Raw genomic sequence first — 24,411 nt, forward strand, 5'->3', positions numbered from 1 at the left:
CCGAGAGAGAGCGGGGAATGCAATGAGCCATCACAGTTGGTCCGATCGGCTGCGCGCCGCGGTCGCAGCGCGCGGTCGATTGTGTGTCGGAATCGATCCGCATCCGGCGCTGCTCGAGGCGTGGGAGTTGCCACGCTCGGCCGACGGTCTCGAAGTGTTCGCCGAGCTGTGTGTCGAGGCGTTCGTCGGTGAGGTGGCGATCGTCAAGCCTCAGGTGGCCTTCTTCGAGGCGTACGGATCTGCCGGGTACGCGGTGCTCGAACGCACTGTCGGTGTGCTGCGCGATGCGGGCACTCTGGTGATCGCCGACGCGAAGCGCGGTGACATCGGCACGACGATGGATGCGTACGCGCAGGCCTGGCTGGAACCCGATTCGCCGTTGTCGTCGGATGCTGTCACGGTGTCGCCGTACCTCGGTTTCGATTCGCTGGGGGAGACCGTCGACCGAGCGGTGCACCACCGACGAGGGCTGTTCGTACTGGCTCGAACGTCCAATGCGGAGGGCTCGGCTCTGCAGCAGGCGCAGACGTCGAGCGGCGAGTCGGTGGCTCAGTCGATCGTCGACGCGGCGGCGACGCGAAATCGCGTCGATGCCGACACGGTGGGCTTGGTGGTGGGTGCCACTCGCGATCACGGTCTCGACCTGTCGACCTACACCGGTCCCATCCTCGCACCGGGTCTGGGTGCACAGGGGGCCACGGTTGCCGATCTCGCGGAGATCTTTCGCGATTCGCGTGAGCTGTTGCTCCCCAACTCCTCTCGGGGTGTGCTGGCGGCAGGCCCGTCGGCGACGGCATTGCGCGACGCCGCTACGCGGCTGCGTGACGAGATCGAAGCCGGTCTCGCATAGTCGACGCTGCTGCGCTCGGGCATCCGGGGGCGAGTTAGCGGTGAACGTGAGTCGTCGGTACGGTCGCTAGCGCTGCCGACGAACAGTGCGGACAGCCGGTGCGGAGCGTCGATGGCCGCGGCCGGCGGCAGTGGTACACAGATGGTCGTCGTGCCGACAGCGGTCGTGTGCGTCGTACCGCCCAGAACGAGAAGACGGAGGAACCGACAGTGGCCCTTCCCCAGTTGACCCCCGAGCAGCGCGCCGCTGCCCTCGAGAAGGCAGCGATCGCCAGGAAGGCGCGCGCCGAGCTCAAGGAGCGTCTCAAGCGCGGCGGCACCGATCTCAAGCAGGTTCTCGTAGATGCCGAGACGGACGAGATTCTCGGCAAGATGAAGGTCTCCGCGTTGCTCGAGGCCCTGCCGAAGGTAGGCAAGGTCAAAGCAGCGGAATTGATGACGGAATTGGAGATCGCGCCCACCCGTCGACTGCGCGGTCTCGGCGATCGGCAGCGCAAGGCGCTGTTGACGAAGTTCGATTTCGAGGCCTGACGACGGTGAGTGACGCTGCGGCGACATCGATTCCGGAGAAGAAGCGCGGCCGGTTGGTGGTGCTCTCCGGCCCCTCCGGCGTCGGCAAGTCCAGTGTCGTTCGGCTCGTGCGCGCGGCGCTGCCCGAGCTGGTCTTCAGCGTGTCGGTCACGACGCGGTCACCGCGCCCGGGCGAGGTGGACGGTCAGGACTACCACTTCGTGTCGGCCGGCGAGTTCGATCGGATGATCGCCGACGACGAGCTGCTCGAGTGGGCGAGTATCCACGGTGGTCTGCAGCGGTCGGGGACTCCGGCCGCACCCGTGGAGGCCGCGCTCGAGGCGGGCAGCCCGGTGTTGCTCGAGCTCGATCTTGCCGGTGCCCGTGCCGTGCGGGTGTCCAAACCCGAGGCTCTGCTGGTGTTCATGGCACCACCGACGTGGGAAGACCTTGTCTCTCGTCTGGTCGGGCGAGCGACGGAGGAGAGTGCGGCCACCGAGCGCCGGTTGGAGACCGCACGGGTGGAATTGGCCGCACAGAACGAGTTCGACACGGTGGTTGTCAATACCGATGTCGACCATTCGTGCGAACAATTGGTATCCTTGTTGGTCGGTAGGTCGTCGGCCGGCAACAGCTGACCATTTTCACGGCGCACGAGGCCCCGACCAGCTAGTTCGTAGCACCAACGATGCAATTTCAGGAGATCATCAGTGAGCAGCACTTCAGCGGCCGTTTCCGACTTCGACGGACGCAGCGCTCTGCCGGCCTACGACACGCCGCTCGGCATCACCAATCCACCCATCGACGAGCTGCTCGCCCGCACCTCGTCCAAGTACGCCCTCGTGATCTACGCAGCCAAGCGTGCGCGCCAGATCAACGACTACTACAACCAGCTCGGTGACGGCATCCTCGAGTACGTGGGTCCACTGGTCGAGCCGGGTCTGCAGGAGAAGCCGTTGTCGATCGCTCTGCGCGAGATCCACGCGGACCTCCTCGAGCACACCGAAGGCGAATAAGAACCTCACAGAGGACATCTGACTTGCGCGTTGTCGTCGGAGTCGGCGGAGGTATCGCCGCCTACAAGAGTTGTTCGCTCATTCGTAGTTTCACCGAGAGCGGGCATGAGGTACGGGTGATTCCGACCGCGTCCGCACTGGAGTTCGTCGGGCGCGCGACGTTCGAGGCGCTGTCCGGTCAACCGGTCCGGACCGGGGTCTTCGCGGACGTGCCGGAAGTTCCGCACGTTCGCCTGGGCCAGGAGGCGGATCTCGTCGTCGTCGCCCCCGCCACTGCGGACCTCATGGCCCGTATCGCCGGGGGACGTGCCGACGATCTTCTGACGGCCACTCTGCTCACTGCGCGGTGTCCGGTGGTGCTCGCTCCCGCGATGCACACGGAGATGTGGGAACACCCCGCCACGGTTGCCAACGTCGCGACCCTGCGTTCGCGCGGTACGCATGTGATCGAACCTGCATCGGGGCGTCTGACCGGACGCGACACCGGGTCGGGCCGGCTGCCGGAGCCGGACGAGATCTTCGCGCTCTCCATGCTGGTGACCGAGCGAGGGGACGCGCTTCCTCGCGATCTCGAAGGACGCCGTGTTCTGGTCTCTGCCGGGGGCACTCGCGAGCCTCTCGATCCGGTTCGTTTTCTGGGCAACCGAAGCTCGGGCAAGCAGGGATATGCGCTCGCGCGAGTGGCAGCGCAACGAGGAGCCCAGGTGACGTTGGTCGCCGGGTACACCAGTGACCTCGACGCTCCGGCCGCGGTCGACGTGGTGCACGTCAAGACGGCGTCGGACATGCAGGAGGCCGTTCGCAAACTTGCCGTCGGTGTCGACGCCGTGGTGATGGCGGCCGCGGTCGCCGACTTCCGCCCGGAGTCCATCGCGGGCAGCAAGATCAAGAAGGGGGCCGACGAACCGTCGTCGATCCCGCTGGTCCGCAACGACGACATACTCGCCGGCCTCGTGTCGGCTCGCCGCGACGGTGAGCTCGAACCGTCGACGGTCATCGTCGGATTCGCCGCCGAGACCGGGGACGCGGACGGCGACGTGCTGACGTACGCGCGGGCCAAGCTCGAACGCAAGGGCTGCGACCTGCTCGTGGTCAACGCTGTCGGGGACGGCAAGGCGTTCGAGGTCGACCACAACGACGGCTGGCTGCTCGGTTCCGACGGTTCCGAGGCGGCGCTCGGCGAGGGCTCCAAAGCACTTCTCGCGAGCCGCGTGCTGGATTCGGTGGCGCAGATGCTCGATGCGCGGAGTACTCGACCGAAGTCGAATCCGTGACGATGCCGAGAGTGCACGATCGATGTCGTACCGGCTACCGTGCTGGGCACCACGTGTAGTGCCGTAGAGGTTTGCGCGGCTCCGGCAGGGGCGATAACACCGAGGGAACGTCAATTTTCGTGGAGTGCCCGACCGGCGCGAGGCGTCGGGTCGGGCAGGAACATGCGTCGAGAGGAAGTCCGTGAGCAAGTCCGGTAGTCGGCTTTTCACCAGCGAGTCCGTCACAGAGGGTCACCCCGACAAGATCTGTGACGCCATCAGCGATTCCATTCTCGATGCTCTGCTGACGGAGGATCCGCGTGCTCGGGTGGCCGTGGAGACCCTGGTCACCACCGGCCAGGTGCATGTCGCGGGTGAGGTCAATACCACCGCATACGCCGACATCCCCAAGATCGTGCGCGAGAAGGTGCTCGAGATCGGGTACGACTCGTCGGCCAAGGGGTTCGACGGAAATTCGTGCGGTGTCAACGTTGCGATCGGCGCGCAGTCACCCGAGATCGCTCAGGGCGTCGATCACTCGCACGAGGCCCGAGTCGAGGGACTGTCCGACGACGAGATCGACCGTCAGGGCGCGGGGGATCAGGGGTTGATGTTCGGCTACGCCAACACCGACACTCCCGAGCTGATGCCGCTGCCGATCGCGTTGGCGCACCGGCTCTCTCGGCGACTGACCGAGGTCCGCAAGAGCGGAGTGCTGCCGTACCTGCGTCCGGACGGCAAGACGCAGGTGACGATCGAGTACGACGGTGACAACGCCGTTCGCCTCGACACCGTCGTGATCTCGACTCAGCACGCAGCGGACATCGATCTCGACAACCTGCTCACTCCCGACATTCGGGAGAAGGTGCTCGGCTCGGTGCTCGCCGAGTTGGACGTGCCGACACTGGACACGTCCGACGTGCGTCTGTTGGTCAATCCCACCGGAAAGTTCGTCCTCGGTGGACCGATGGGCGACGCCGGACTGACCGGCCGGAAGATCATCGTCGACACCTACGGCGGTATGGCACGGCACGGCGGTGGCGCGTTCTCCGGCAAGGACCCGTCGAAGGTCGACCGCAGTGCTGCCTACGCGATGCGCTGGGTTGCGAAGAACGCTGTTGCCGCCGGTCTCGCCGATCGCATCGAGGTCCAGGTGGCGTACGCCATCGGCAAGGCTGCACCGGTCGGGTTGTTCGTCGAGACGTTCGGTACCGAGAAGACCGATCCCGCGCGAATCCAGGCGGCGATCAGCGAGGTGTTCGATCTACGTCCCGGTGCGATCATTCGTGATCTGGATCTGCTGCGACCGATCTACGCGCCCACCGCCGCGTACGGTCACTTCGGCCGCACCGACATCGATCTGCCGTGGGAGTCCACCGATCGCGCCGGCAAGCTCCGGGAGGCTGCCGGACTCTGAGTTCGGCGTCGACCGTTCTGCACGTACCCTGCTCGCACCGGCTCGGTGCTCCGACATCGAGTGTGGGGTGAGAATCGAGGAGGAGGTGCGGTGGCGGGCGTAGCGCGGGTGGCGGCGTCGGATCTTCCGATCGCGCGCATTCTTCCGATGTTGCCGCTGCCGCATCTCGACCGCGAGTTCGACTACCTCGTTCCCGAAGAGGTGAGCAGTGATGCTCAGCCGGGTGTCCGAGTTCGGGTGCGGTTCGCGGGCCGACTGGTCGATGGTTTCGTGCTGGCCAGACTGGCCGAGACCGAGCACTCCGGCAAGCTCGGCTGGCTCGATCGGGTTGTGTCCGCGGAGCAGGTTCTGACTCCGGAGATCGCAGAACTGGCCGCGGCGGTGGCTGATCGATACGCCGGGACCAGGGCTGACGTGCTACGGCTGGCGATCCCGGCTCGCCATGCCCGAGTCGAGGCGGAACAGACACCCGGCGTCGAGCCCCCGGCCGAGCCCGACATCGATCGGGCAGCCTGGTCGGCCTACACCCACGGCTCGAACTTCCTCGACGCATTGGCATCGGGACGCGTACCGCGCGCTATATGGCAGGCGCTGCCCGGTGAGCTGTGGCCGGTGCGGCTGGCGGAGGCCGCCGCCGTGACCGTGGCCGGCGGTCGGTCCGCGGTGATCGTGGTCCCCGATCAGCGAGACCTCGATCGTCTGGAGACGGCCTGCACGGCTCTGCTCGGTGCCGACCGAGTGGTGGCGCTGTCGGCCGGGCTGGGCCCGGCGAAGCGGTATCGGCAATGGTTGCGTGGGCTGCGATCGGGCCCGGTCGTCGTGGTGGGGACGCGCAGCGCCGTGTTCGCTCCGGTGTCCACTCTCGGCATGATCGCCATCTGGGACGACGGTGACGACAGTTTCGCCGAGCCCCGTTCGCCGTATCCGCACGCCCGAGAAGTGGCGTTGCTGCGAGCGCACGTGTCCGCAGCCGCGGTGGTCATCGGCGGACATGCGCGGACCGCGGAGGCGGAAGCTCTCGTGGATTCCGGTTGGGCACACGACCTGGTGGCTCCACGTGAACTTGTCCGTGAGCGTCAACCCCACGTGGTGGCCTTGGCCGACTCGGACCATGCGCTCGCGCGGGATCCGGCAGCCCGTGTCGCCCGGTTGCCCGCGATCGCGTTCGAGGCGGCTCGGGCCGCGCTGAAGGCCGATTCGCCTGTGCTGGTTCAGGTTCCGCGCGGGGGCTATGTGCCGTCACTGGCGTGCGCGAAGTGTCGACATCCGGCTCGGTGTCGCCGGTGCAACGGTCCGTTGGCGCTGCCGTCGGCCCCGGGGAGCGACGGAGCAGGCAGTCCGACGTGCTCGTGGTGTGGAATCGCAGACACCGCGCATCGGTGCACGGTATGCGGATCGCGCAACCTGCGTGCGGTCGTGATCGGCGCGGGCCGCACCGCCGAGGAACTCGGACGGGCATTTCCCGGAGTACCGGTTCACAACTCGGGAGGCGCCGCCGTGCTCGACGCCGTCCGACCCGGTGCCGGTCTGGTCGTGTCCACCGTCGGTGCCGAGCCGACGGTCGACGGTGGATACGGCGCGGCCCTCTTGCTGGACGGCTGGGCCCTGCTCGGCCGGGCAGACCTGCGTGCGGCCGAGGAGACGCTGCGTCGGTGGATGACCGCTGCCGCTTTGGTTCGGCCGGGCACGGCAGGCGGACGAGTGGTCGTCGTCGCCGAGTCCGAGATACCCACGGTGCAGGCACTGGTTCGCTGGGACCCGCTGTGGCACGCCAGAAGTCAGTTGGACGAACGAGTGGAGGTACGGTTCCCGCCCGCCGTGCACGTTGCGGCCGTCGACGGAACCACCGATGCGATCACCGCGCTGGTGGAGAGCGCAGATCTGCCCGAGTCGGTGGAAATACTCGGACCGGTCGATCTGCCGGACGGCCAACGGGCGCCGGCGGGCGGCGGTGAGGACGCACTTCCCGGTGACGTGCAGCGGTTGTTGATACGCGTGCCGCGCAGCACCGGGGCGGCGTTGGCGCGGGCACTGGCCACCGCGCAGGCATCGCGCAGTGCCAAGAAACTCGGCGGCGGAGTGCGGGTCCAGATAGACCCGATTCGAATCGGCTGATTCCGCCGTCCCGGCTCGACGTGGCCTAGGGTTGCCTCGGGGCGGCGCACGGGGCGCCGATGAAAGGTGGGTCGGGGACATGAAGAGAAGGCAGCTCTTTCGCCGTGCGACAACAGGTTTGGCAGTGGTGATCGGTGCCCGTCTGGCCGCACCTGCCACCGCCGACGCCCTGCCCGGTACCGGCTCGGCGCAGCCACCGACACCGGTCGTTCCGTTGGACCGACTGCTACGGATCGTGTCCCTGTCGCACATCAACGATCCGGCGCTCACCCCGATCTTTCCCGGCGATCCCGAATTCTCGCTCGAGACGGCGTTCACCGTCGCAGACGACGGCTTCTACCTCCAGTACGTCAAGGAGGGCGAGCACACCGGCACGCACTGGGGAGCGCCCGCGCACTTCCAGGAAGGTGGGCTGACCGCCGACCAGCTCGATCCGGAGGATCTGTTTCTGCCCGCGGTGAAGATCGACATTCGTGATCGGGCGGCGGCCGACGCCGACTACGCCGTGACCGTGGCCGACCTGCAGAACTGGGAAGCAGTCAACGGTGCCATTCCACCAGGGGCGGCTGTCGTTCTGTGGACCGGATGGGCGTCACGCTGGGGGACCGATGCGTACGCCAACGCGGACGCGGACGGTGTGACGCACCAACCCGGGTTCTCTCCGGAGGCAGCACAGTGGTTGATCGACACGGGCAGGCTAGCCGACAGAGGTGCCCTCGGCACCGACACCTTCGGGCCCGATCTGGGCAACGACGACACCTATCCGGTGTCGGTCAAGCTCTACGACCGGCGTCGGATCAGCCTGGAGAACCTGACCAATCTGGAGTCGATTCCGACCACGGGTGCCTACGTTCTGGTCGGCGGCCCGATCAACCGAGCCGGATCCGGTTCACCTGCAACCATTTTCGGCCTGGTCCCCAGGGTCGCCTGATCGGAGGTGCTCGGCACCGCGGTGAGTGCACCCGCGGTGTCGTAGGCGTAGATGCCGGCCTTGCCCTCGCGTTTGGCCTCGTACATCGCTCGGTCGGCCAGCCGCATCAGCTCGTCCTCGTCGGCGGTGTCGGAGCCGGCCACGCTCGTGCTGTCGTGGGGTGTGCGGTCGAGCTGACCGATCTGCACCACGCCCACGCACACGCCGACCGACACCGAATGGCCGTCGATCTCGTGGGCGGTCCGCATCGTCTCGGCGATGCGGACCGCCGTCGCGCGACCGGCATCGAGGTCGGCGTACACCAGGGCGGTGAACTCGTCGCCGCCGAAGCGGGCCACCACTCCGTCCACGACGCATCGCTCGAGGCGGCGTGCGAGTTCGACCAGTAGTCGGTCGCCGCCGCCGTGTCCGAATCTGTCGTTGACGCTCTTGAAGTCGTCGAGGTCGATGAGCAGCAGGACGGCGCGGCCTCGGCCCGCTCGGGCGTCGTTCACCGCCGCCCGAAGGTGTTCGTCGAACGACGACCGGTTGAGCAATCCGGTCAACCCGTCGTGATGCGCGCGGTACGTCAACTCGGCCTGCGCCCGAGTCAGGCTTCGCAGCAGATTGTCGTTCTGCACCAGGGTGATCACCTGGCGAACGAGTGAGAGCAACACCACTGCAACCCCGAGTACCACCACGGTCGAGTCCAGCTCCCCGGTCTGCACACGCAGTATCGCCAACACGATCCCGATCGCACCCATGAGTGCGTACGGCAACAGCAATTGCGTTCTCGCGCCGGTGACGGCCTCGGTGCAGTCCGACTCGGTGGGCTTCGATTCGTCCGGCGACGAGCTGTGTGTCGACGAGTCACGCGGTGCCGGGTTGTCGTCCACGGTCCTCGGGGCAGCAGCCGCGAGAGCGATGAGCGCTGTGCCTGCGATGAATCCGCCGTCGGTCAGAACCGGCATGAAGTCCGCACCGGTGGCGACGAGATACGCGTAGATGCTGTCGGATATCGCCATCATCAGGATTCCGGCGCCGAGCAGGGTGAGCTGCGTCCGATATCGCGCGGCGATCCTCGGGATCACGGCGAGCAGCACGATCATGGCCACGAGTACCAGGTCGGTGATGGGGTACATGATCGCCACCAGGAACTCGATCGAGTCGGATTCCGACGAATGCACGACCGCGCCGAGCACGGTTGCCCAGGAGAGAACGAAGAGCGACCCGACGACGACGGCCCCGTCGAGCAACGACATCACCCAGACATGGCGTGCACTGGAGGCAGCCCGCCAGGGCGACGGGCCGACGAAGGCCAGCAGGGCAGGCACGGCGAGGATCGGGAAGAGAAAGAATCCGACGTCGGCGACGGACGCGGTCGGCAGCGGCATGCCGAGAGCGGATCGATAGAAGGCCCAGACCGCCATGCCTGCACTCCAGCAGGCCATTCCGGCGGCCATCAGAACGCGCCACTGCCGTTCGGTGCCCGTTCTTCTCGACGCCGTCCGCCAGCAGACGATCGTCGCCGTGATACCTCCCGCGAGCTGTGCGATGTCGTCGATCAGTACGGAGGTTCGTTGGCCGAGAACGTTGGAGCCGGCGAGCAGGACGATGGCGAGGACGCATCCGAGCACGACGGTCACGCATCGCCTCGTCGATCCGGCCACACGGCCTCCCTCGTTGGTGCGCGAGCGTGGTTGCGCGAGCGCGGTAGAGCCGGCCGCTGTTTCGGTCCGTTGGACGAGCACGTCGACACATGCGTGGCGCGCCGTTCCAGATGTGGGTCGCGCAGAGTGAGGACCGCGGCCCGTCGGACGATCACGGTCCACGAGAGCGCGGCCGCGGCAGGAGAGGTCACGGTGAACGGAGCAGGCACGGTGCCGGTGGGCCGTTCGGACGGGGACCGGAAGGCATGCGCCCCGGTTTCGGTCCCGGTGGTTTCGGTCCCGGTGGTTTCGGGCCGAACGCAGATTTCGGTCGAGGTCGCGGTCGGGGAGGGCGAGGGCGTCGCGGGGACGTGCGCGCTGCAATCCTCCTGCTGCTCGAGGAACGTCCGATGCACGGATACGAACTGATCCAGCAGATCGCCGAGAAGAGCAACGGCACCTGGAAGCCGAGTCCTGGCTCCATCTATCCGGCCCTGTCGCAACTCGAAGACGAGGGCCTGGTCCTCATCGACAAGGTGGCCGGCCGCAAGACCGCTGCGCTGACCGACGAGGGTCGAACACACATCGAGGCCCATCGTGCCGACCTGGGCAGCCCGTGGGACGACGTGGCAGAGTCCGTCGGAGTCGACGCCCGGGATCTTCGGGCGCTCATCGGCCAGTTGATGGGCGCAGCCGGTCAGGTCGCCGGAGTGGGCACACCGAAACAGGTGGAGCAGGCCGCCGAGATTCTCACCGAAGCCCGCAGGTCGCTGTATCGGATACTTGCCGAGGACGGTTCGACCGATCGAGATCCCGACGACACGGTCGACGCCCCCGACGCGCCGTGACCGGCAGGTGCGGAATCGTCCGCAGTGCTTGCGACTCCCTAGGATGGACACCCGAGATCCTTTCGTCCATCCCAGGGAGTTGCTCGAGTGCGCGTCGTCTTTGCCGGTACACCGGAGCCCGCGGTCCCGTCGCTGCGGGCACTGCTCGAGTCCGAACGCCACGAGGTGATCGCGGTGGTGACTCGGCCCGACGCCGCTGCCGGTAGAGGTCGCAAGACGATGCGCTCACCGGTCGGGCAGCTGGCCGACGAGCACGGAATCCCCGTGTTCACACCCGCGAAGCCCGCGGATCCGGATTTCGTCTCACAGCTCACCGAACTCGCACCCGACGTGTGTCCGGTGGTCGCGTACGGGGCACTGCTGCCGCAGCCGGTGCTGGACATCCCTCGCTTCGGCTGGATCAATCTGCACTTCTCGTTGCTGCCCGCATGGCGAGGTGCCGCGCCGGTACAGGCCGCCATCGCCGCAGGCGACGAGATCACCGGTGCCTCCACCTTCCTGCTCGACGCGGGAATGGACACCGGCCCGGTACTCGGCGTCGTCACCGAGCGGGTACGCGCAACCGACACGACGGGGGACCTGCTCACCCGGCTGGCGTCGAGCGGAGCAGACCTACTCGCTGCCACCCTCGACGCGATCGAGGACGGGACGGCATCGGCGCATCCGCAGCCCGAGGACGGGATCTCCTACGCGAGCAAGGTCAGCGTCGACGCCGCACGCATCGACTGGACGCGGTCTGCTGCATTCGTCGACCGGCACATCAGATCGGTGACCCCCACACCAGGCGCATGGACGACGATCGGTGAACTCCGCGTCAAGATCTCACCGGTTCAGCACTCCGAGGACACGCTCGCGCCGGGTTCGATCGAGGTGCGCAAGTCCGGGGTGCACATCGGAACAGGTACGACGGCAGTGGTTCTCGGCGAAGTTCAACCGCAGGGCAAGAAGCTCATGAAGGCACTCGACTGGGCGCGCGGCGCTCGGCTGGACGATACGGCGGTAGCGCGATGACAGAACCCGACAGGCCTCGAAAGCGCGAGTCGAGTCCGGCCCGAAAGACCACCAAGAAGTCGCCCGGTGCGCGTGGTCCGAAGGGAAACCGGCCCCCGCAGGGCGGGGGACCCCGTGCCGTCGACGCGATCGACCCGGCCCGTCGCGCGGCCAGGGACGTGCTGAAGGCCGTGCGCGAGCGGGATGCCTACGCCAACCTGGTGCTGCCCGGTTTGCTGCGAGAGCGCAAGCTCGACTCACGCGACGCGGCACTGGCCACCGAACTCGCGTACGGCGCTTCCCGAGCGCGTGGTGTGCTCGACGCGGTGATCGCCCACGCCGCCGGTCGGCCCGCCGCCGAGATCGACGGACCACTACTCGACATTCTGCGGCTCGGCTCGTACCAACTGCTGCGTACCCGGGTGGCTCCTCACGCCGCCGTCGCCACGTCGGTGGACCTGGCTCGGTCCGAATTCGGTTCCGGCAAAGCAGGTTTCGTCAACGCCGTGTTGCGGCGCGTGTCCGAACGTACGGCGGCGCAGTGGGTCGACGAACTTGCGCCCGAGGCGGGGGTCGATCCCGTCGGCCACCTCGCGTTCGAGTACGCGCATCCCACGTGGATCGCGCAGGCCTTCGCCGATGCACTCGGTGCCGACGCCGGTGAACTCGCCGCCGTCCTCGAGGCCGACGACGCGCGCCCCTCGGTGCACCTGGTCGCCCGGCCCGGAGAGATCTCCGCCGAAGAACTGGCGCTGATCACCGGGGGAGAAGAGGGGCCCTATTCGCCGTATGCCGTGCACCTCGACGGCGGTGATCCCGGCAAGATCGACGCCGTCCGTGACGGGTTGGCCGGAGTGCAGGACGAAGGCAGTCAACTCGTCGGCCGGGCGCTCACCCTGGCACCGCTGGTCGGCGAGGACGGTGGCCGGTGGCTGGACCTGTGCGCCGGACCGGGCGGTAAAGCTGCCCTGATCGGTGCCATCGCCGAAATCGACGGTGCCACGGTCGACGCCGTCGAACCGACCCCGCACCGAGCCGATCTGGTGTCGAAGACGACGAAAGATCTTCCGGTGACGGTGCACACCGTCGACGGTCGAGCGTCCGGACTCGACGGCGGCTACGACCGAGTGCTCGTCGATGCGCCGTGCACCGGACTCGGTGCCCTGCGACGCAGGCCCGAAGCACGCTGGCGTCGACAACCTTCCGACGTGGCGGCGCTCGTGACTCTGCAGAAAGAACTGCTGGCAGCGGCAATACAGCTGGTTCGCCCCGGTGGAGTGGTGCTGTACTCGACCTGCTCGCCGCATCTGTCCGAAACCACGGCCGTCGTCGCCGACGCGATCCGCCGCTACGGCGTCGAGCCGCTCGATACCCGTGAGCTGGTGCCGGGTGTCCCACAACTCGGAGACGGCACGTCGGTGCAACTGTGGCCGCACCGACACGGTACGGACGCGATGTTCATGGCGGCGCTGCGTAAACCGATGTGAACAGCATGCCGATGTGATCAGTCGCCGGCCAGGAACGTCTCGGCCACATCCTTCGGGGCGTAGACCAGCCAGCCGTCGACGATCAGTTCTCGCAGTTCGTCGTCGCCGGTGTTGTCGATGTCGACCAGAACGGCGGCGAACCCGTCGAAATGCGGGATGGTGAAGCACGCCCGCGGGTGGGCGGCGAGGATGGCTTCCTTTTCGTTCGGATCAGCGGTGCGGACCGCGAGGATCGGCCCGCTGGGCGGAATCTCGCTGCCGAACCGCTTCAGATCGGCCTTGCTGAACGGCCGAATCCACGCGAAGACGTTCTTGCCCACCGACCATGCCGGATGGCCGTACCGAACACCCTCGGTGACCTCGGGCAACTCGGCGATCACCGTCGCCGCGTAATCCATGGTGGTCATGGGCGAACGATACCGGCTGGGCTAGGCTCGTCAATCGTGGTTTCCCCGATGATTGCCCCCTCGATCCTGTCCGCTGATTTCGCTCGTCTGGCTGCCGAAGCCGAGGCGGTGGCCGGAGCCGACTGGCTGCACGTCGACGTCATGGACGCGCACTTCGTGCCGAACCTCACCCTGGGTCTGCCGGTCGTGGAGAGCTTGCTGAAGGCGACGAACATCCCCCTCGACTGCCACCTGATGATCGAGGACCCGGCCCGCTGGGCTCCGCCCTACGCCGAGGCCGGGGCGTACAACGTCACCTTCCACGCCGAGGCAACCGACGACCCGTCCGCAGTGGCACGCGACATCCGCGCCGCGGGCGCGAAAGCAGGCCTGTCCGTCAAGCCGGGAACACCCATCGAGCCGTACCTGGAGATCCTGCGCGACTTCGACACCCTGCTGGTGATGAGCGTGGAGCCGGGCTTCGGCGGACAGTCGTTCATGCCCGAGGTGCTCTCCAAGGCGAAAGCTGTTCGGGCACTTGTCGATTCCGGTGATCTCCGGCTGATAGTGGAAATCGACGGCGGCATCAACTCCGATACGATCGAGCAGGCCGCGGAGGCCGGAATCGACTGTTTCGTGGCCGGATCGGCCGTCTACAACACCGCCGACCCCGCGGTCGCCGTGCGCGACCTCCGTGCCCGCGCCGCCCGCGCATCACATCACCTGTCGTAATGAACGGCCAGGGCGCAACACTGTCCGTCGCGGACGCCATGGCCCTCGCCGTCGAGGCATCCGAAGCCGCCCGGGGCATCAGCAGTCCCAACCCCCCGGTCGGCGCGGTGATCCTCGATGCCGACGGCATCGTCGTCGGCATCGGTTCGACTCGCCCGCCCGGCGGACCACACGCCGAGATCGTCGCGCTGGCCGAGGCCGGGGACCGAGCTCGCGGCGGTACCGCGGTGGTGACCCTCGAACCCTGCAACCACACCGGCCGCACCGGACCGTGCTCACAGGCCCTGATCGCGGCGGGCATCGCCGCAGTCGTGCATGCCGTCGCAGATCCGAATCCGCTCGCATCGGGCGGCGGAGACACCCTGCGCGCGGCGGGCATTCGCGTCGAACAGGGGACCGGCGAGACCGAGGTGCGGCAGGGTCCGCTGCGAGCCTGGTTGCACAAGCAACGCACCGGGCGGCCGCACGTGACGTGGAAGTATGCCGCCACCCTGGACGGCCGTAGCGCGGCGGCGGACGGCACGAGCCAGTGGATCACCGGACCGCAGTCCCGGGCGCACGTCCACGCCGAACGGGCCAAGCTCGACGCCATCGTGGTGGGAACCGGCACCGTACTGGCCGACGACCCGCGCCTGACCGCACGACGTCCCGACGGAACCCTCGCACCCCACCAACCGGTGCGCGTTGTCGTCGGATCGCGGCCGACACCCCCGACCGCGGCAATCCGTGGATCCGACGCACCCACCGTGTTCCTGGACACACACGATCCCGCCGCCGTCATCGATGCTCTGCACGAGCACACCGACATCCAGCTCGAAGGCGGTCCGACGTTGGCCGGGGCGTTCCTCGCCGCCGGGCTCGTGGACCGCGTCGTGGCGTACGTCGCGCCGGCCGTGTTGGGCAGCGGGCCCGCAGCGGTGGAGAATGCGGGTATCGGAACAATTGCCGACGCAATTCGGTTCCGCACGGAGACAGTCACCATGATCGGCAACGACATTCTGATCGGCGTCGTGCCCGAAGGAGCGAAGTAGATGTTCACCGGAATTGTCGAAGAGCTCGGCGAGATCGTGGCCAAGGACGAACTTCCCGACGCCGCGCGGTTCACCGTCCGCGGACCGGTGGTGACCTCGGATGCAGGCCACGGCGACTCCATCGCGGTGAACGGCGTCTGCCTGACCGTCGTCGAGGTGCTGCCCGACGGCGGATTCACCGCCGACGTCATGCAGGAAACTCTGAACCGCTCGAGCCTCGGCACCCTCGATGTGGGCAGCCGCGTCAACCTCGAGCGGGCAGCCGCGCTCGGCAGCCGTCTCGGTGGGCACCTGGTGCAGGGCCATGTGGACGGCACCGGGACCATCATTAGCCGGTCCCCGTCGGAGAACTGGACGGTCGTACGCATCGCACTGCCCACCTCGGTCGCACGCTACGTCGTGGAGAAGGGCTCGATCACCGTCGACGGCGTCTCGCTCACCGTCTCCGGACTCGGCACCGACGACGGTGCGCACTGGTTCGAGATCTCCCTGATCCCCACCACCCTCGACCTGACCACTCTCGGCACGGCCGAGGTCGGAACGCCGGTCAACCTGGAAGTCGACGTCATCGCCAAGTACGTGGAGCGGCTGCAGACGATCGACGCACAGTAAGTACTGTTGACGTGCACGCAATCGATGGTGCATCGGAGAATTTCCAGGGCGCTGAGCCAGGCCCGAGACGTATGGAGCACACCGTGGTGACCAGGTTCGACAGTATCGAGCGCGCAGTTGCGGACATCGCTGCGGGCAAAGCAGTGGTGGTCGTCGACGACGAGGACCGCGAGAACGAAGGCGACCTCATCTTCGCCGCCGAGAAGGCCACCCCGGAACTGGTCGCCTTCATGGTCCGCTACACCTCCGGTTACCTCTGCGTTCCGCTCTCCGGTGAGGACTGCGACCGGCTCGGCCTGCCACCGATGTTCGCCACCAATCAGGACAAGCACGGCACCGCGTACACCGTCACCGTCGACGCCCGCGAAGGCATCGGCACCGGAATCTCGGCCTCCGACCGGGCGGCCACCATGCGACTGCTCGCCGATCCCGACACCGGAGCCAACGACTTCACCCGGCCGGGCCACGTCGTACCCCTGCGCGCCAAGGACGGCGGAGTGCTGCGTCGCCCCGGCCACACCGAGGCGGCCGTCGACCTCGCGCGCATGGCAGACCTGAGGCCTGCAGGCGTCATCTGCGAAATCGTCAGTCAGAAGGACGAGGGCGCGATGGCCCAGACCGACGAACTGCGCGTCTTCGCCGACGAACACGACCTCGCTCTCATCTCCATCGCCGACCTCATCGCCTGGCGTCGCAAGCACGAGAAGCACGTCGTCCGCGTCGCCGACGCCCGAATCCCCACCAGCCACGGCACCTTCCGCGCCGTCGGCTACCAGAGCATCTACGACGAGGTCGAGCACGTCGCGCTCGTGCGCGGCGACATCGCGGGCCCCGACGGAGACGGCAACGACGTGCTCGTTCGAGTGCACTCCGAATGCCTCACCGGCGACGTGTTCGGATCACTGCGCTGCGACTGCGGACCACAGCTGGACGCGGCGCTGGAAATGGTCGCCGCCGAGGACCGCGGCATCGTGCTGTACATGCGCGGACACGAAGGTCGCGGCATCGGTCTGCTGCACAAGCTCCAGGCCTACCAACTCCAGGACGCAGGCTCCGACACCGTCGACGCCAACCTGCAGCTCGGACTCCCCGCCGACTCGCGCGACTACGGAATCGGTGCCCAGATCCTCGTCGACCTCGGCGTGTCCTCGATGCGGCTGCTGACCAACAACCCCGCCAAACGAGTGGGACTCGACGGCTACGGACTGCACGTGACCGAGCGAGTGCCGATGCCGTTGCGCGCCAACGCCGAGAACCTCACCTACCTGCGCACCAAGCGCGACCGCATGGGCCACGACCTCACCGGGCTCGACGACTTCGAAAATGGTCATTCCGCAGGCTCCACTCCCGCCCACGAGAATGGGGCCACATCATGAGCGGCGAAGGCGAACCCACCCTGCAGCTGGCAGGCGCGAGTGATCTCAAGCTGGCGATCGTGGCCGGTCAATGGCACCAGAAGATCTCCCAGGCGTTGCTCGACGGTGCACTTCGCAAAGCCGAGTCGGCGGGGATCGAGGACGTCACGGTCATCCGTGTCGCCGGAGCCATCGAACTGCCCGTCGTCGCGCAGGCGCTGGCCCGCAACCACGACGCCGTCGTCGCTCTCGGCGTCGTCATCCGTGGCGGCACACCACATTTCGAGTACGTGTGCGACGCCGTGACGGCCGGGCTGACGCGTGTCTCGCTCGACGAGGGCACTCCGGTCACCAACGGCGTGCTCACCACCAACGACGAGCAGCAGGCGCTCGATCGCGCCGGACTGCCCGGTTCGTTCGAGGACAAGGGCGCACAGGCCACGGCGGCCGCGATCGACACGGCGCTGACTCTCAAGCACCTCCGCCAACCCTGGACGAATCAGGAGTTCACGTGACCGGCAGCGCACCGTCCGCCGAGTGGGACATGGTGGTGAAGTCGCGTAAGTCGGCCCGCTACGCCATCGCGACCGCGGTACTGCTCGTGGTGGCGCACTCGACCGTCGCCGTCCTGCTGCGAGTGTCGCCGACCGGGGTGTACTTCAGAACCGCCGACCAGCTCGCGATGGCGGGAATCGGAGTCCTTCTGGGAGGCCTGGCGCTAGTGCTGACGCGCCCGCGCATTCGCGTCGGGCCGGCCGGTGTCGCGGTACGGAACCTGTTGTCGGAGCGTCTCATCGAATGGGATCTGGTGCGTGGCCTGTCCTTCCCGGACGGAGCCATGTGGGCCAGAGTCGACATTCCCGACGACGAGTTCATCAACGTGATGGCCATCCAGTCCAACGATCGTGACCACGCGGTCGCGGCGGTGAGACAGTTCCGCACACTCGAGCGTAAGTACGCGCCCGCCGCCTCCGTTCCGGACATCGAGGTCGATCGGGACTGACGTCGGACCTCCGCACCACAGCTGAGCTGCGGATGCGGAGAACGTCGGACCCGACGGCTAACGTGGTTGCCGTGTCCGACCCCGCTACCTACCGCCCGGCCACCGGAACCATCCCGGTGGAGCCGGGGGTGTACAAATTTCGCGATCCGCACGGTCGCGTCGTCTACGTAGGAAAGGCCAAAAGCCTCCGCAGTCGGCTCAATTCCTACTTCGCAGACATCGCCTCGCTGCATCCTCGCACTCGCCAGATGGTCACCACCGCGGCTTCGGTGGAGTGGACGGTGGTGACCACCGAAGTCGAGGCTCTGCAGCTCGAGTACAACTGGATCAAGGAGTTCGATCCACGGTTCAACGTCCGATATCGCGACGACAAGAGCTACCCGATGCTCGCGGTGACGATGAACGAGGAATTCCCGCGGTTGTTCGTCTACCGCGGACCGAGGCGCAAGGGCGTGCGGTATTTCGGCCCCTACGCGCACGCGTGGGCGATTCGGGAGACGCTGGATCTTCTGTTGAGGGTGTTCCCCGCCCGCACGTGCTCGACCGGAGTGTTGAAGCGCCACAATCAGATCGGCAGGCCCTGCCTGCTGGGTTACATCGACAAGTGCTCGGCACCGTGTGTCGGCCGAGTCAGCGCCGACGAGCATCGGCGCACCGTCGAGGACTTCTGTGACTTCCTGGCCGGTAAGACGGACAAGCTCGTTCGTCAGCTCGAGAAGAAGATGCAGGCTGCGTCCGAGGACCTCGATTTCGAGACCGCCGCGCGTCTGCGAGACGACGTCGGTGCGCTGCGTCGAGCACTGGAGAAGCAGGCGGTGGTGCTCGGCGACGGCACCGACGCCGATCTCGTCGCCTTCGCCACCGATGCCCTGGAAGCGGCAGTTCAGGTATTCCACGTCCGCGGCGGCCGTGTGCGAGGGCAACGCGGCTGGGTGGTGGAGAAGGCAGGCGAGGTGATCGAACGCCAGGACGAGGCCGATCTGCCCGCCCTGGTCGAACAGTTCCTGACGCAGTTCTACGGCGAGCAGGCAGCCCTGTCCGCACAGGCACCGGGCGGCGACGACGGTGGATCCAATGCCGTCCCGAGGGAAGTACTGGTTCCGGTCCTGCCGGACAACGCCGACGAGGTTCAGGTCTGGCTCAGTGAACTCCGGGGCTCGAACGTGACCTTGCGAGTTCCGCAACGCGGCGACAAGAAGGCGTTGGCCGAGACCGTCGAGCGCAACGCCAAGGAGGCCCTGCAGCAGCACAAGCTCAAGCGTGCAGGCGACTTCACGTCCAGATCGGCTGCGCTGCAGGGTATTCAGGAGGCGCTGGATCTGGATTCCGCACCACTGCGCATCGAGTGCATCGACATCTCCCACGTGCAGGGAACCGACGTGGTGGCCTCGCTCGTCGTCTTCGAGGACGGACTGCCCCGCAAGAGCGACTACCGCCACTACGCGATCAAGGAAGCGGCAGGCGACGGGCATTCCGACGACGTGGCGAGCATCGCCGAGGTGACTCGTCGCCGATTTTTGCGACATTCGGCCGACGGTACGGCCGAGGGAACAGGGGGCGATCTGGCCCCCGAAGCGGCCTTGGATCCGCAGACCGGCAGACCGCGAAAATTCGCGTATCCACCCAACCTGTTCGTCGTCGACGGCGGTGCCCCTCAGGTGGCCGCCGCCGCAGCGGTACTGGACGAGCTCGGCGTGACCGACGTCGCTGTGGTCGGTCTGGCGAAGCGTCTCGAGGAGGTATGGGTTCCGGGGGAGGAGGATCCGGTCATCCTGCCGCGCACGAGCGAATCGCTCTATCTGCTGCAACGGGTCCGAGACGAAGCGCACCGGTTTGCGATCACGTTCCATCGCAGCAAGCGATCACGGCGGATGACGGCGTCGGCCCTCGATTCGGTTCGCGGACTCGGTGAGTCGCGTCGAACAGCGTTGGTGGCACACTTCGGTTCGGTAGCCAACCTCAAGCGTGCAACGGTCGCGGAGATCGTCGAGGTTCCGGGAATCGGAGAGACCACGGCCAAGTCGGTGCTGGCCGCGCTGGGTTCCGACACGGACGACGCCGATGTAGGCGATGATGGCAACGCAAGTGCAACGACATCGGGCGAGAACACGGCGGAACATGCGATCGCACCGCGTGTGGAATCGGCGGGACAGGCTTCGTAGTGAGCGAACACCAGACACAGAGACATCCACCGTCCGAAGAACACCTCGAGCAGTCCATCGAGGGGGAGTCGCAGCACGACGAGATCGAGGTGGCGTTGGTCACCGGGGTGTCCGGTGCAGGATTGCGCACTGCGGCCAAGATTCTCGAGGATCTCGGCTGGTACGTCGCCGACAATCTACCGCCGGAGCTCATCTCCAAGATGGTCGATCTCGGACGCGAGTCCAAGCCCAGAATCGAGCGACTGGCACTGGTGATGGACGTCCGAAGCCGCCTGTTCACCGGCGATCTGGGCTGGGTGGTGAAAGAACTCGACTCCAAGGGCGTGCGCAACAGAGTGCTCTTCCTGGATGCGTCCGACGCCGTGCTGATCCGTCGATTCGAGTCCAACCGGCGTAGCCATCCCCTGCAGAACGACGGTCAGGACGGAACGCTGACCGAGGGCATCACCGCCGAACGGTTGCGACTCGCTCAGGTCAAGGCAGCTGCGGATCTCACGGTGGACACCACGTCCCTGTCCGTGCATCAACTCCGGCGCAAGATCGAGACGGTGTTCGGCGCGGCCGAGACCACCGGAGTGGGCGTCACCGTGCAGTCGTTCGGCTTCAAGTACGGCCTGCCGATGGACGCCGACCTGGTCTGCGACGTGCGCTTTCTGCCCAACCCACATTGGGTGCCCGAGCTGCGCGAACATACCGGCCAGGACGCGGACGTTCGCGACTACGTGTTGGGGCAGGACGGGGCACGCGATTACCTGCAGACGTACACGCACCTGCTGAATCTGACCATCGAGGGATACGTGCGGGAAGGCAAGAGGTACATGACGGTGGCCGTTGGCTGCACCGGAGGGAAGCATCGAAGTGTCGCGATGACCGAGGCACTGGCGGCAATTCTCGCCGACCAGGGTGATGTGTCGGTGCGCGTGCTGCATCGGGATCTGGGTCGCGAATGAGCGAGGTCGACACCGAAGTACCGACAGCGGGCCCCAGGATCGTCGCGCTCGGCGGCGGGCACGGCCTGTACGCCACGCTGTCGGCGGCCCGGCTGCTCGGTCCCGACGTCACCGCCATCGTCACGGTCGCCGACGACGGGGGATCCTCGGGGCGTCTGCGGGCCGAGCTCGGCGTCATTCCGCCCGGAGACCTGCGCATGGCACTGGCTGCGCTGGCACGATCGGACGAGAGGACGCAGCTCTGGACGGACGTCCTGCAGCACCGCTTCGGCGGCACGGGCGCTCTGGCCGGGCATTCGGTGGGCAACCTCATCCTCGCCGGCCTCACCGAGGTACTGGGCGATCCGATCGCCGCACTCGACGAGATGGTGCGGATGCTCGGAATCGACGGACGGGTGCTTCCGATGTCGCCGATCGCACTCGACATCGAGGCCGATGTCTCCGGTCTGGAGGACGACCCACGTGTGAGCCGCGTCATTCGCGGACAGGTTGCGGTGGCGACGACTCCTGGCAAGGTTCGCCGCGTTCGACTGTTGCCACCCGAACCGCCTGCCTCGGCGGATGCACTCGCTGCGATCGATAAGGCCGACCTCGTGGTGCTCGGACCGGGATCGTGGTTCTCCAGCGTCATCCCGCACGTGTTGGTGCCCGATCAGCTCGCCGCGCTCGCTCGCACGAGCGCGCCGAAGGTACTGGTGTTGAACCTGGCACCGGAGCTGGGGGAGACCACCGGATTCTCCGCCGAGCGCCATGTCCACGTACTCTCCCAACACGCACCGGATTTGGGAATCGACTACGTGTTGGTCGATTCCGCCTCGGTCCCGGAAGGCAGCAACCGCGAGCACGTGGCGCGGGCAGCGGCCCGGCTCGGTGCCGAGGTCGTCTACGTCGACGTTGCCGAAAACGGCACCCACGCACATCATTACGGCAAGCTTGCTGCGGGGCTCGGATCCATCGTGTCGTCCACCGACGGCACCGCACCGACTACCGCACGCAGAGAGGGGATCACTTCGTGGCCATGACAGCGGAGGTCAAGGACGAGCTGAGCAGGCTCACCGTCAGTCAGGTCAGTTGCCGCAAGGCCGAGGTGTCCGCACTCCTGCGATTCGCCGGCGGATTGCACATCGTGGCAGGCCGCGTGGTGGTCGAGGCAGAGGTGGATCTCGGGTCCATTGCGAGACGGCTGCGTCGGGAGATCTTCGAGCTGTACGGCTACTCCTCCGACGTGCACATGCTCGGAGCAGGCGGGCTCCGCAAGACCTCTCGCTACGTGGTGCGCGTGGCCAAGGACGGCGAGGCACTGGCGCGGCAGACCGGCCTGTTGGACCTGCGCGGTCGCCCGGTTCGCGGCCTGCCCGCCCAGGTGGTCGGCGGCACGGTGGGGGACTCCGAGGCGGCATGGCGGGGCGCATTCCTGGCGCACGGTTCACTCACCGAACCGGGTCGATCCTCGGCTCTGGAGATCAGCTGCCCGGGTCCCGAGGCAGCTCTCGCGCTCGTCGGAGCCGCTCGACGCCTCGGCGTGGCCGCCAAGGCACGCGAGGTCCGCGGCACCGATCGAGTGGTCGTCCGCGACGGCGAGGCGATCGGGGCACTGCTCACCCGCATGGGCGCACAGGACACCCGGCTCATCTGGGAAGAACGACGGATGCGACGCGAGGTCAGGGCCACCGCGAACCGGCTCGCCAACTTCGACGACGCCAACCTGCGCCGCTCGGCCAGGGCCGCCGTCGCCGCCGCAGCGCGCGTCGAGCGGGCCCTGCACATCCTCGGCGAGGACGTGCCGGATCATCTGGCCGCCGCGGGCTCGCTCCGGGTACAGCATCGCCAGGCGTCGCTCGAGGAACTCGGCCAGTTGGCCGACCCGCCGATGACCAAGGACGCTGTGGCAGGCCGAATTCGACGCCTGCTGTCCATGGCCGACCGCAAGGCGAAGGAAACCGGAATTCCGGACACCGAGTCCGCCGTCACCGCCGAGTTGCTCGACGAGGCATGACCGGCCCGATCACGTGATGCGCGCGCTCTGCCTGCGCGCACACTAGGGTGGGAACCGCGTGTGGCACCCCGCACGCAGGCACAATCAGACATCTGTTTTCACAACTTTTAGGAGCGAACAGTGACGATCCGGGTAGGCGTCAACGGCTTCGGCCGCATCGGGCGTAACTTCTTCAGGGCTGTCGATGCGCAGAAGGCGCTCGGTACCACCGACATCGAAATCGTTGCTGTCAACGACCTGACCGACAACGCATCGCTCGCACACCTGCTCAAGTACGACTCGATCCTGGGTCGCTTGCCGCACGATGTCTCGCTCGAGGGCGAGGACACCATCGTCGTCGGTGGCCAGAAGATCAAGGCGCTGTCGCTGCGTGAGGGCCCGTCCGCACTTCCGTGGGGTGACCTGGGTGTCGACGTCGTCGTCGAGTCCACCGGCATCTTCACCGACGCTGCCAAGGCACAGGGCCACATCGATGCCGGTGCCAAGAAGGTCATCATCTCCGCGCCCGCCAAGGGCGAGGACATCACCATCGTGATGGGCGTCAACGACGACAAGTACGACGGCAGCCAGAACATCATCTCCAACGCGTCGTGCACCACCAACTGCCTCGGCCCCATCGCCAAGGTTCTCGACGACGAGTTCGGCATCGTCTCGGGTCTGATGACCACCATTCACGCGTACACGCAGGACCAGAACCTGCAGGACGGCCCGCACAGCGACCTGCGTCGCGCCCGCGCTGCAGCCCTGAACGTGGTCCCGACCGGCACCGGCGCGGCCAAGGCCATCGGCCTGGTTCTCCCGCAGCTGCTCGGCAAGCTCGACGGCTACGCGCTTCGGGTACCGATCCCCACCGGCTCGGTCACCGACCTGACTGCGCTGTTGAAGAAGAAGGCAAGCGCCGACGACATCAACGCCGCCATGAAGGCCGCAGCCGAGGGCCCCCTCAAGGGCATCCTGAAGTACAACACCGATCCGATCGTCTCCTCGGACATCGTCACCGACCCGCACTCGTCGATCTTCGATGCGCCGCTGACGAAGGTCATCGACGATCAGGTCAAGATCGTCTCCTGGTACGACAACGAGTGGGGCTACTCCAACCGCCTCGCCGACCTCATCGGTCTCGTCGGCAAGTCCCTCTGA

General features: G+C 67.0%; 24 protein-coding genes. 22 read left to right on the plus strand and 2 right to left on the minus strand.

Features of this window, described 5'->3' with window-relative positions; translation table 11 throughout:
* The first annotated feature begins 22 nt into the window (after positions 1-22).
* From pyrF to R3P93_RS12155, 8 genes are all read left to right on the plus strand, one after another.
* Positions 23-850, plus strand: a complete 828-nt coding sequence (gene pyrF, locus R3P93_RS12120) for an orotidine-5'-phosphate decarboxylase (protein WP_317533103.1) — start codon at positions 23-25, stop codon at positions 848-850.
* 209 nt (positions 851-1,059) lie between these two features.
* On the plus strand, positions 1,060-1,380 hold the full coding sequence (gene mihF / locus R3P93_RS12125) for an integration host factor, actinobacterial type (RefSeq protein ID WP_317533104.1): 321 nt from the start codon (positions 1,060-1,062) through the stop codon (positions 1,378-1,380).
* Positions 1,381-1,385: 5 nt separating this feature from the next.
* Entirely contained in the window at positions 1,386-1,997 is a 612-nt protein-coding gene (gmk, locus tag R3P93_RS12130) for a guanylate kinase (protein WP_317533105.1), read from the plus strand.
* A 72-nt stretch (positions 1,998-2,069) separates the two neighbouring features.
* Complete coding sequence (rpoZ, locus tag R3P93_RS12135) at positions 2,070-2,375, plus strand: DNA-directed RNA polymerase subunit omega (protein ID WP_008716576.1); 306 nt, start codon at positions 2,070-2,072, stop codon at positions 2,373-2,375.
* Between the two features lie 23 nt (positions 2,376-2,398).
* Positions 2,399-3,649: a bifunctional phosphopantothenoylcysteine decarboxylase/phosphopantothenate--cysteine ligase CoaBC gene (gene coaBC / locus R3P93_RS12140; RefSeq protein ID WP_317533106.1), complete on the plus strand. Its 1,251-nt coding sequence runs from the start codon at positions 2,399-2,401 to the stop codon at positions 3,647-3,649.
* 181 nt (positions 3,650-3,830) lie between these two features.
* On the plus strand, positions 3,831-5,045 hold the full coding sequence (metK, locus tag R3P93_RS12145; RefSeq protein WP_032397994.1) for a methionine adenosyltransferase: 1,215 nt from the start codon (positions 3,831-3,833) through the stop codon (positions 5,043-5,045).
* Between the two features lie 147 nt (positions 5,046-5,192).
* Positions 5,193-7,160 (plus strand): primosomal protein N', encoded by a 1,968-nt coding sequence (locus tag R3P93_RS12150; RefSeq protein WP_317533155.1) that lies wholly within the window; start codon positions 5,193-5,195, stop codon positions 7,158-7,160.
* Positions 7,161-7,239: 79 nt separating this feature from the next.
* Entirely contained in the window at positions 7,240-8,091 is an 852-nt protein-coding gene (locus R3P93_RS12155; RefSeq protein WP_317533107.1) for a cyclase family protein, read from the plus strand.
* Here R3P93_RS12155 and R3P93_RS12160 read toward each other — a convergent pair.
* Complete coding sequence (locus R3P93_RS12160; protein ID WP_317533108.1) at positions 8,007-9,716, minus strand: diguanylate cyclase domain-containing protein; 1,710 nt, start codon at positions 9,714-9,716, stop codon at positions 8,007-8,009. The two genes, R3P93_RS12155 and R3P93_RS12160, sit on opposite strands and share 85 nt — an antisense overlap.
* A 134-nt stretch (positions 9,717-9,850) precedes the next feature.
* On the opposite strand from R3P93_RS12160, the gene R3P93_RS12165 reads away from it, so the two are divergent.
* The 3 genes from R3P93_RS12165 (at position 9,851) to R3P93_RS12175 (ending at position 13,044) form a co-directional block, all read left to right on the plus strand.
* Positions 9,851-10,567, plus strand: coding sequence for a PadR family transcriptional regulator (locus R3P93_RS12165; RefSeq protein ID WP_394855294.1), 717 nt, complete (start codon positions 9,851-9,853; stop codon positions 10,565-10,567).
* An 87-nt stretch (positions 10,568-10,654) separates the two neighbouring features.
* On the plus strand, positions 10,655-11,578 hold the full coding sequence (fmt, locus tag R3P93_RS12170) for a methionyl-tRNA formyltransferase (RefSeq protein ID WP_317533110.1): 924 nt from the start codon (positions 10,655-10,657) through the stop codon (positions 11,576-11,578).
* A complete protein-coding gene (locus tag R3P93_RS12175) occupies positions 11,575-13,044 on the plus strand; it encodes an RsmB/NOP family class I SAM-dependent RNA methyltransferase (protein ID WP_094688696.1) in 1,470 nt (489 codons plus the stop codon). The genes fmt and R3P93_RS12175 overlap by 4 nt, the downstream gene beginning before the upstream one ends.
* A gap of 17 nt (positions 13,045-13,061) precedes the next feature.
* Here the strand turns inward: R3P93_RS12175 and R3P93_RS12180 are convergent, their stop codons facing one another.
* Entirely contained in the window at positions 13,062-13,451 is a 390-nt protein-coding gene (locus tag R3P93_RS12180) for an MmcQ/YjbR family DNA-binding protein (protein WP_068050537.1), read from the minus strand.
* Between the two features lie 36 nt (positions 13,452-13,487).
* On the opposite strand from R3P93_RS12180, the gene rpe reads away from it, so the two are divergent.
* The 11 genes from rpe to gap all read left to right on the plus strand — a co-directional run bounded on the left by rpe (position 13,488) and on the right by gap (position 24,411).
* Entirely contained in the window at positions 13,488-14,162 is a 675-nt protein-coding gene (rpe, locus tag R3P93_RS12185; RefSeq protein ID WP_068050536.1) for a ribulose-phosphate 3-epimerase, read from the plus strand.
* Complete coding sequence (gene ribD, locus R3P93_RS12190) at positions 14,162-15,193, plus strand: bifunctional diaminohydroxyphosphoribosylaminopyrimidine deaminase/5-amino-6-(5-phosphoribosylamino)uracil reductase RibD (protein ID WP_317533111.1); 1,032 nt, start codon at positions 14,162-14,164, stop codon at positions 15,191-15,193. Before rpe ends, ribD begins: the two co-directional genes overlap by 1 nt.
* Complete coding sequence (locus R3P93_RS12195; RefSeq protein ID WP_317533112.1) at positions 15,194-15,805, plus strand: riboflavin synthase; 612 nt, start codon at positions 15,194-15,196, stop codon at positions 15,803-15,805. It begins immediately after the preceding gene.
* 86 nt (positions 15,806-15,891) lie between these two features.
* Entirely contained in the window at positions 15,892-17,181 is a 1,290-nt protein-coding gene (locus R3P93_RS12200; RefSeq protein ID WP_068050543.1) for a bifunctional 3,4-dihydroxy-2-butanone-4-phosphate synthase/GTP cyclohydrolase II, read from the plus strand.
* Complete coding sequence (gene ribH / locus R3P93_RS12205) at positions 17,178-17,675, plus strand: 6,7-dimethyl-8-ribityllumazine synthase (RefSeq protein ID WP_032398003.1); 498 nt, start codon at positions 17,178-17,180, stop codon at positions 17,673-17,675. Before R3P93_RS12200 ends, ribH begins: the two co-directional genes overlap by 4 nt.
* Positions 17,676-17,704: 29 nt before the next feature.
* A complete protein-coding gene (locus R3P93_RS12210; protein WP_068050542.1) occupies positions 17,705-18,163 on the plus strand; it encodes a PH domain-containing protein in 459 nt (152 codons plus the stop codon).
* 71 nt (positions 18,164-18,234) lie between these two features.
* A complete protein-coding gene (uvrC, locus tag R3P93_RS12215) occupies positions 18,235-20,325 on the plus strand; it encodes an excinuclease ABC subunit UvrC (RefSeq protein ID WP_317533113.1) in 2,091 nt (696 codons plus the stop codon).
* 56 nt (positions 20,326-20,381) lie between these two features.
* Positions 20,382-21,275: an RNase adapter RapZ gene (gene rapZ, locus R3P93_RS12220; RefSeq protein ID WP_094642373.1), complete on the plus strand. Its 894-nt coding sequence runs from the start codon at positions 20,382-20,384 to the stop codon at positions 21,273-21,275.
* Entirely contained in the window at positions 21,272-22,297 is a 1,026-nt protein-coding gene (locus tag R3P93_RS12225; protein ID WP_317533114.1) for a gluconeogenesis factor YvcK family protein, read from the plus strand. Before rapZ ends, R3P93_RS12225 begins: the two co-directional genes overlap by 4 nt.
* A complete protein-coding gene (gene whiA, locus R3P93_RS12230) occupies positions 22,288-23,271 on the plus strand; it encodes a DNA-binding protein WhiA (RefSeq protein ID WP_068050529.1) in 984 nt (327 codons plus the stop codon). The genes R3P93_RS12225 and whiA overlap by 10 nt, the downstream gene beginning before the upstream one ends.
* Before the next feature lie 120 nt (positions 23,272-23,391).
* Positions 23,392-24,411, plus strand: a complete 1,020-nt coding sequence (gene gap / locus R3P93_RS12235; protein WP_032365753.1) for a type I glyceraldehyde-3-phosphate dehydrogenase — start codon at positions 23,392-23,394, stop codon at positions 24,409-24,411.

The organism is Rhodococcus cerastii (genome assembly GCF_033042195.1).
GTDB lineage: Bacteria > Actinomycetota > Actinomycetes > Mycobacteriales > Mycobacteriaceae > Rhodococcoides.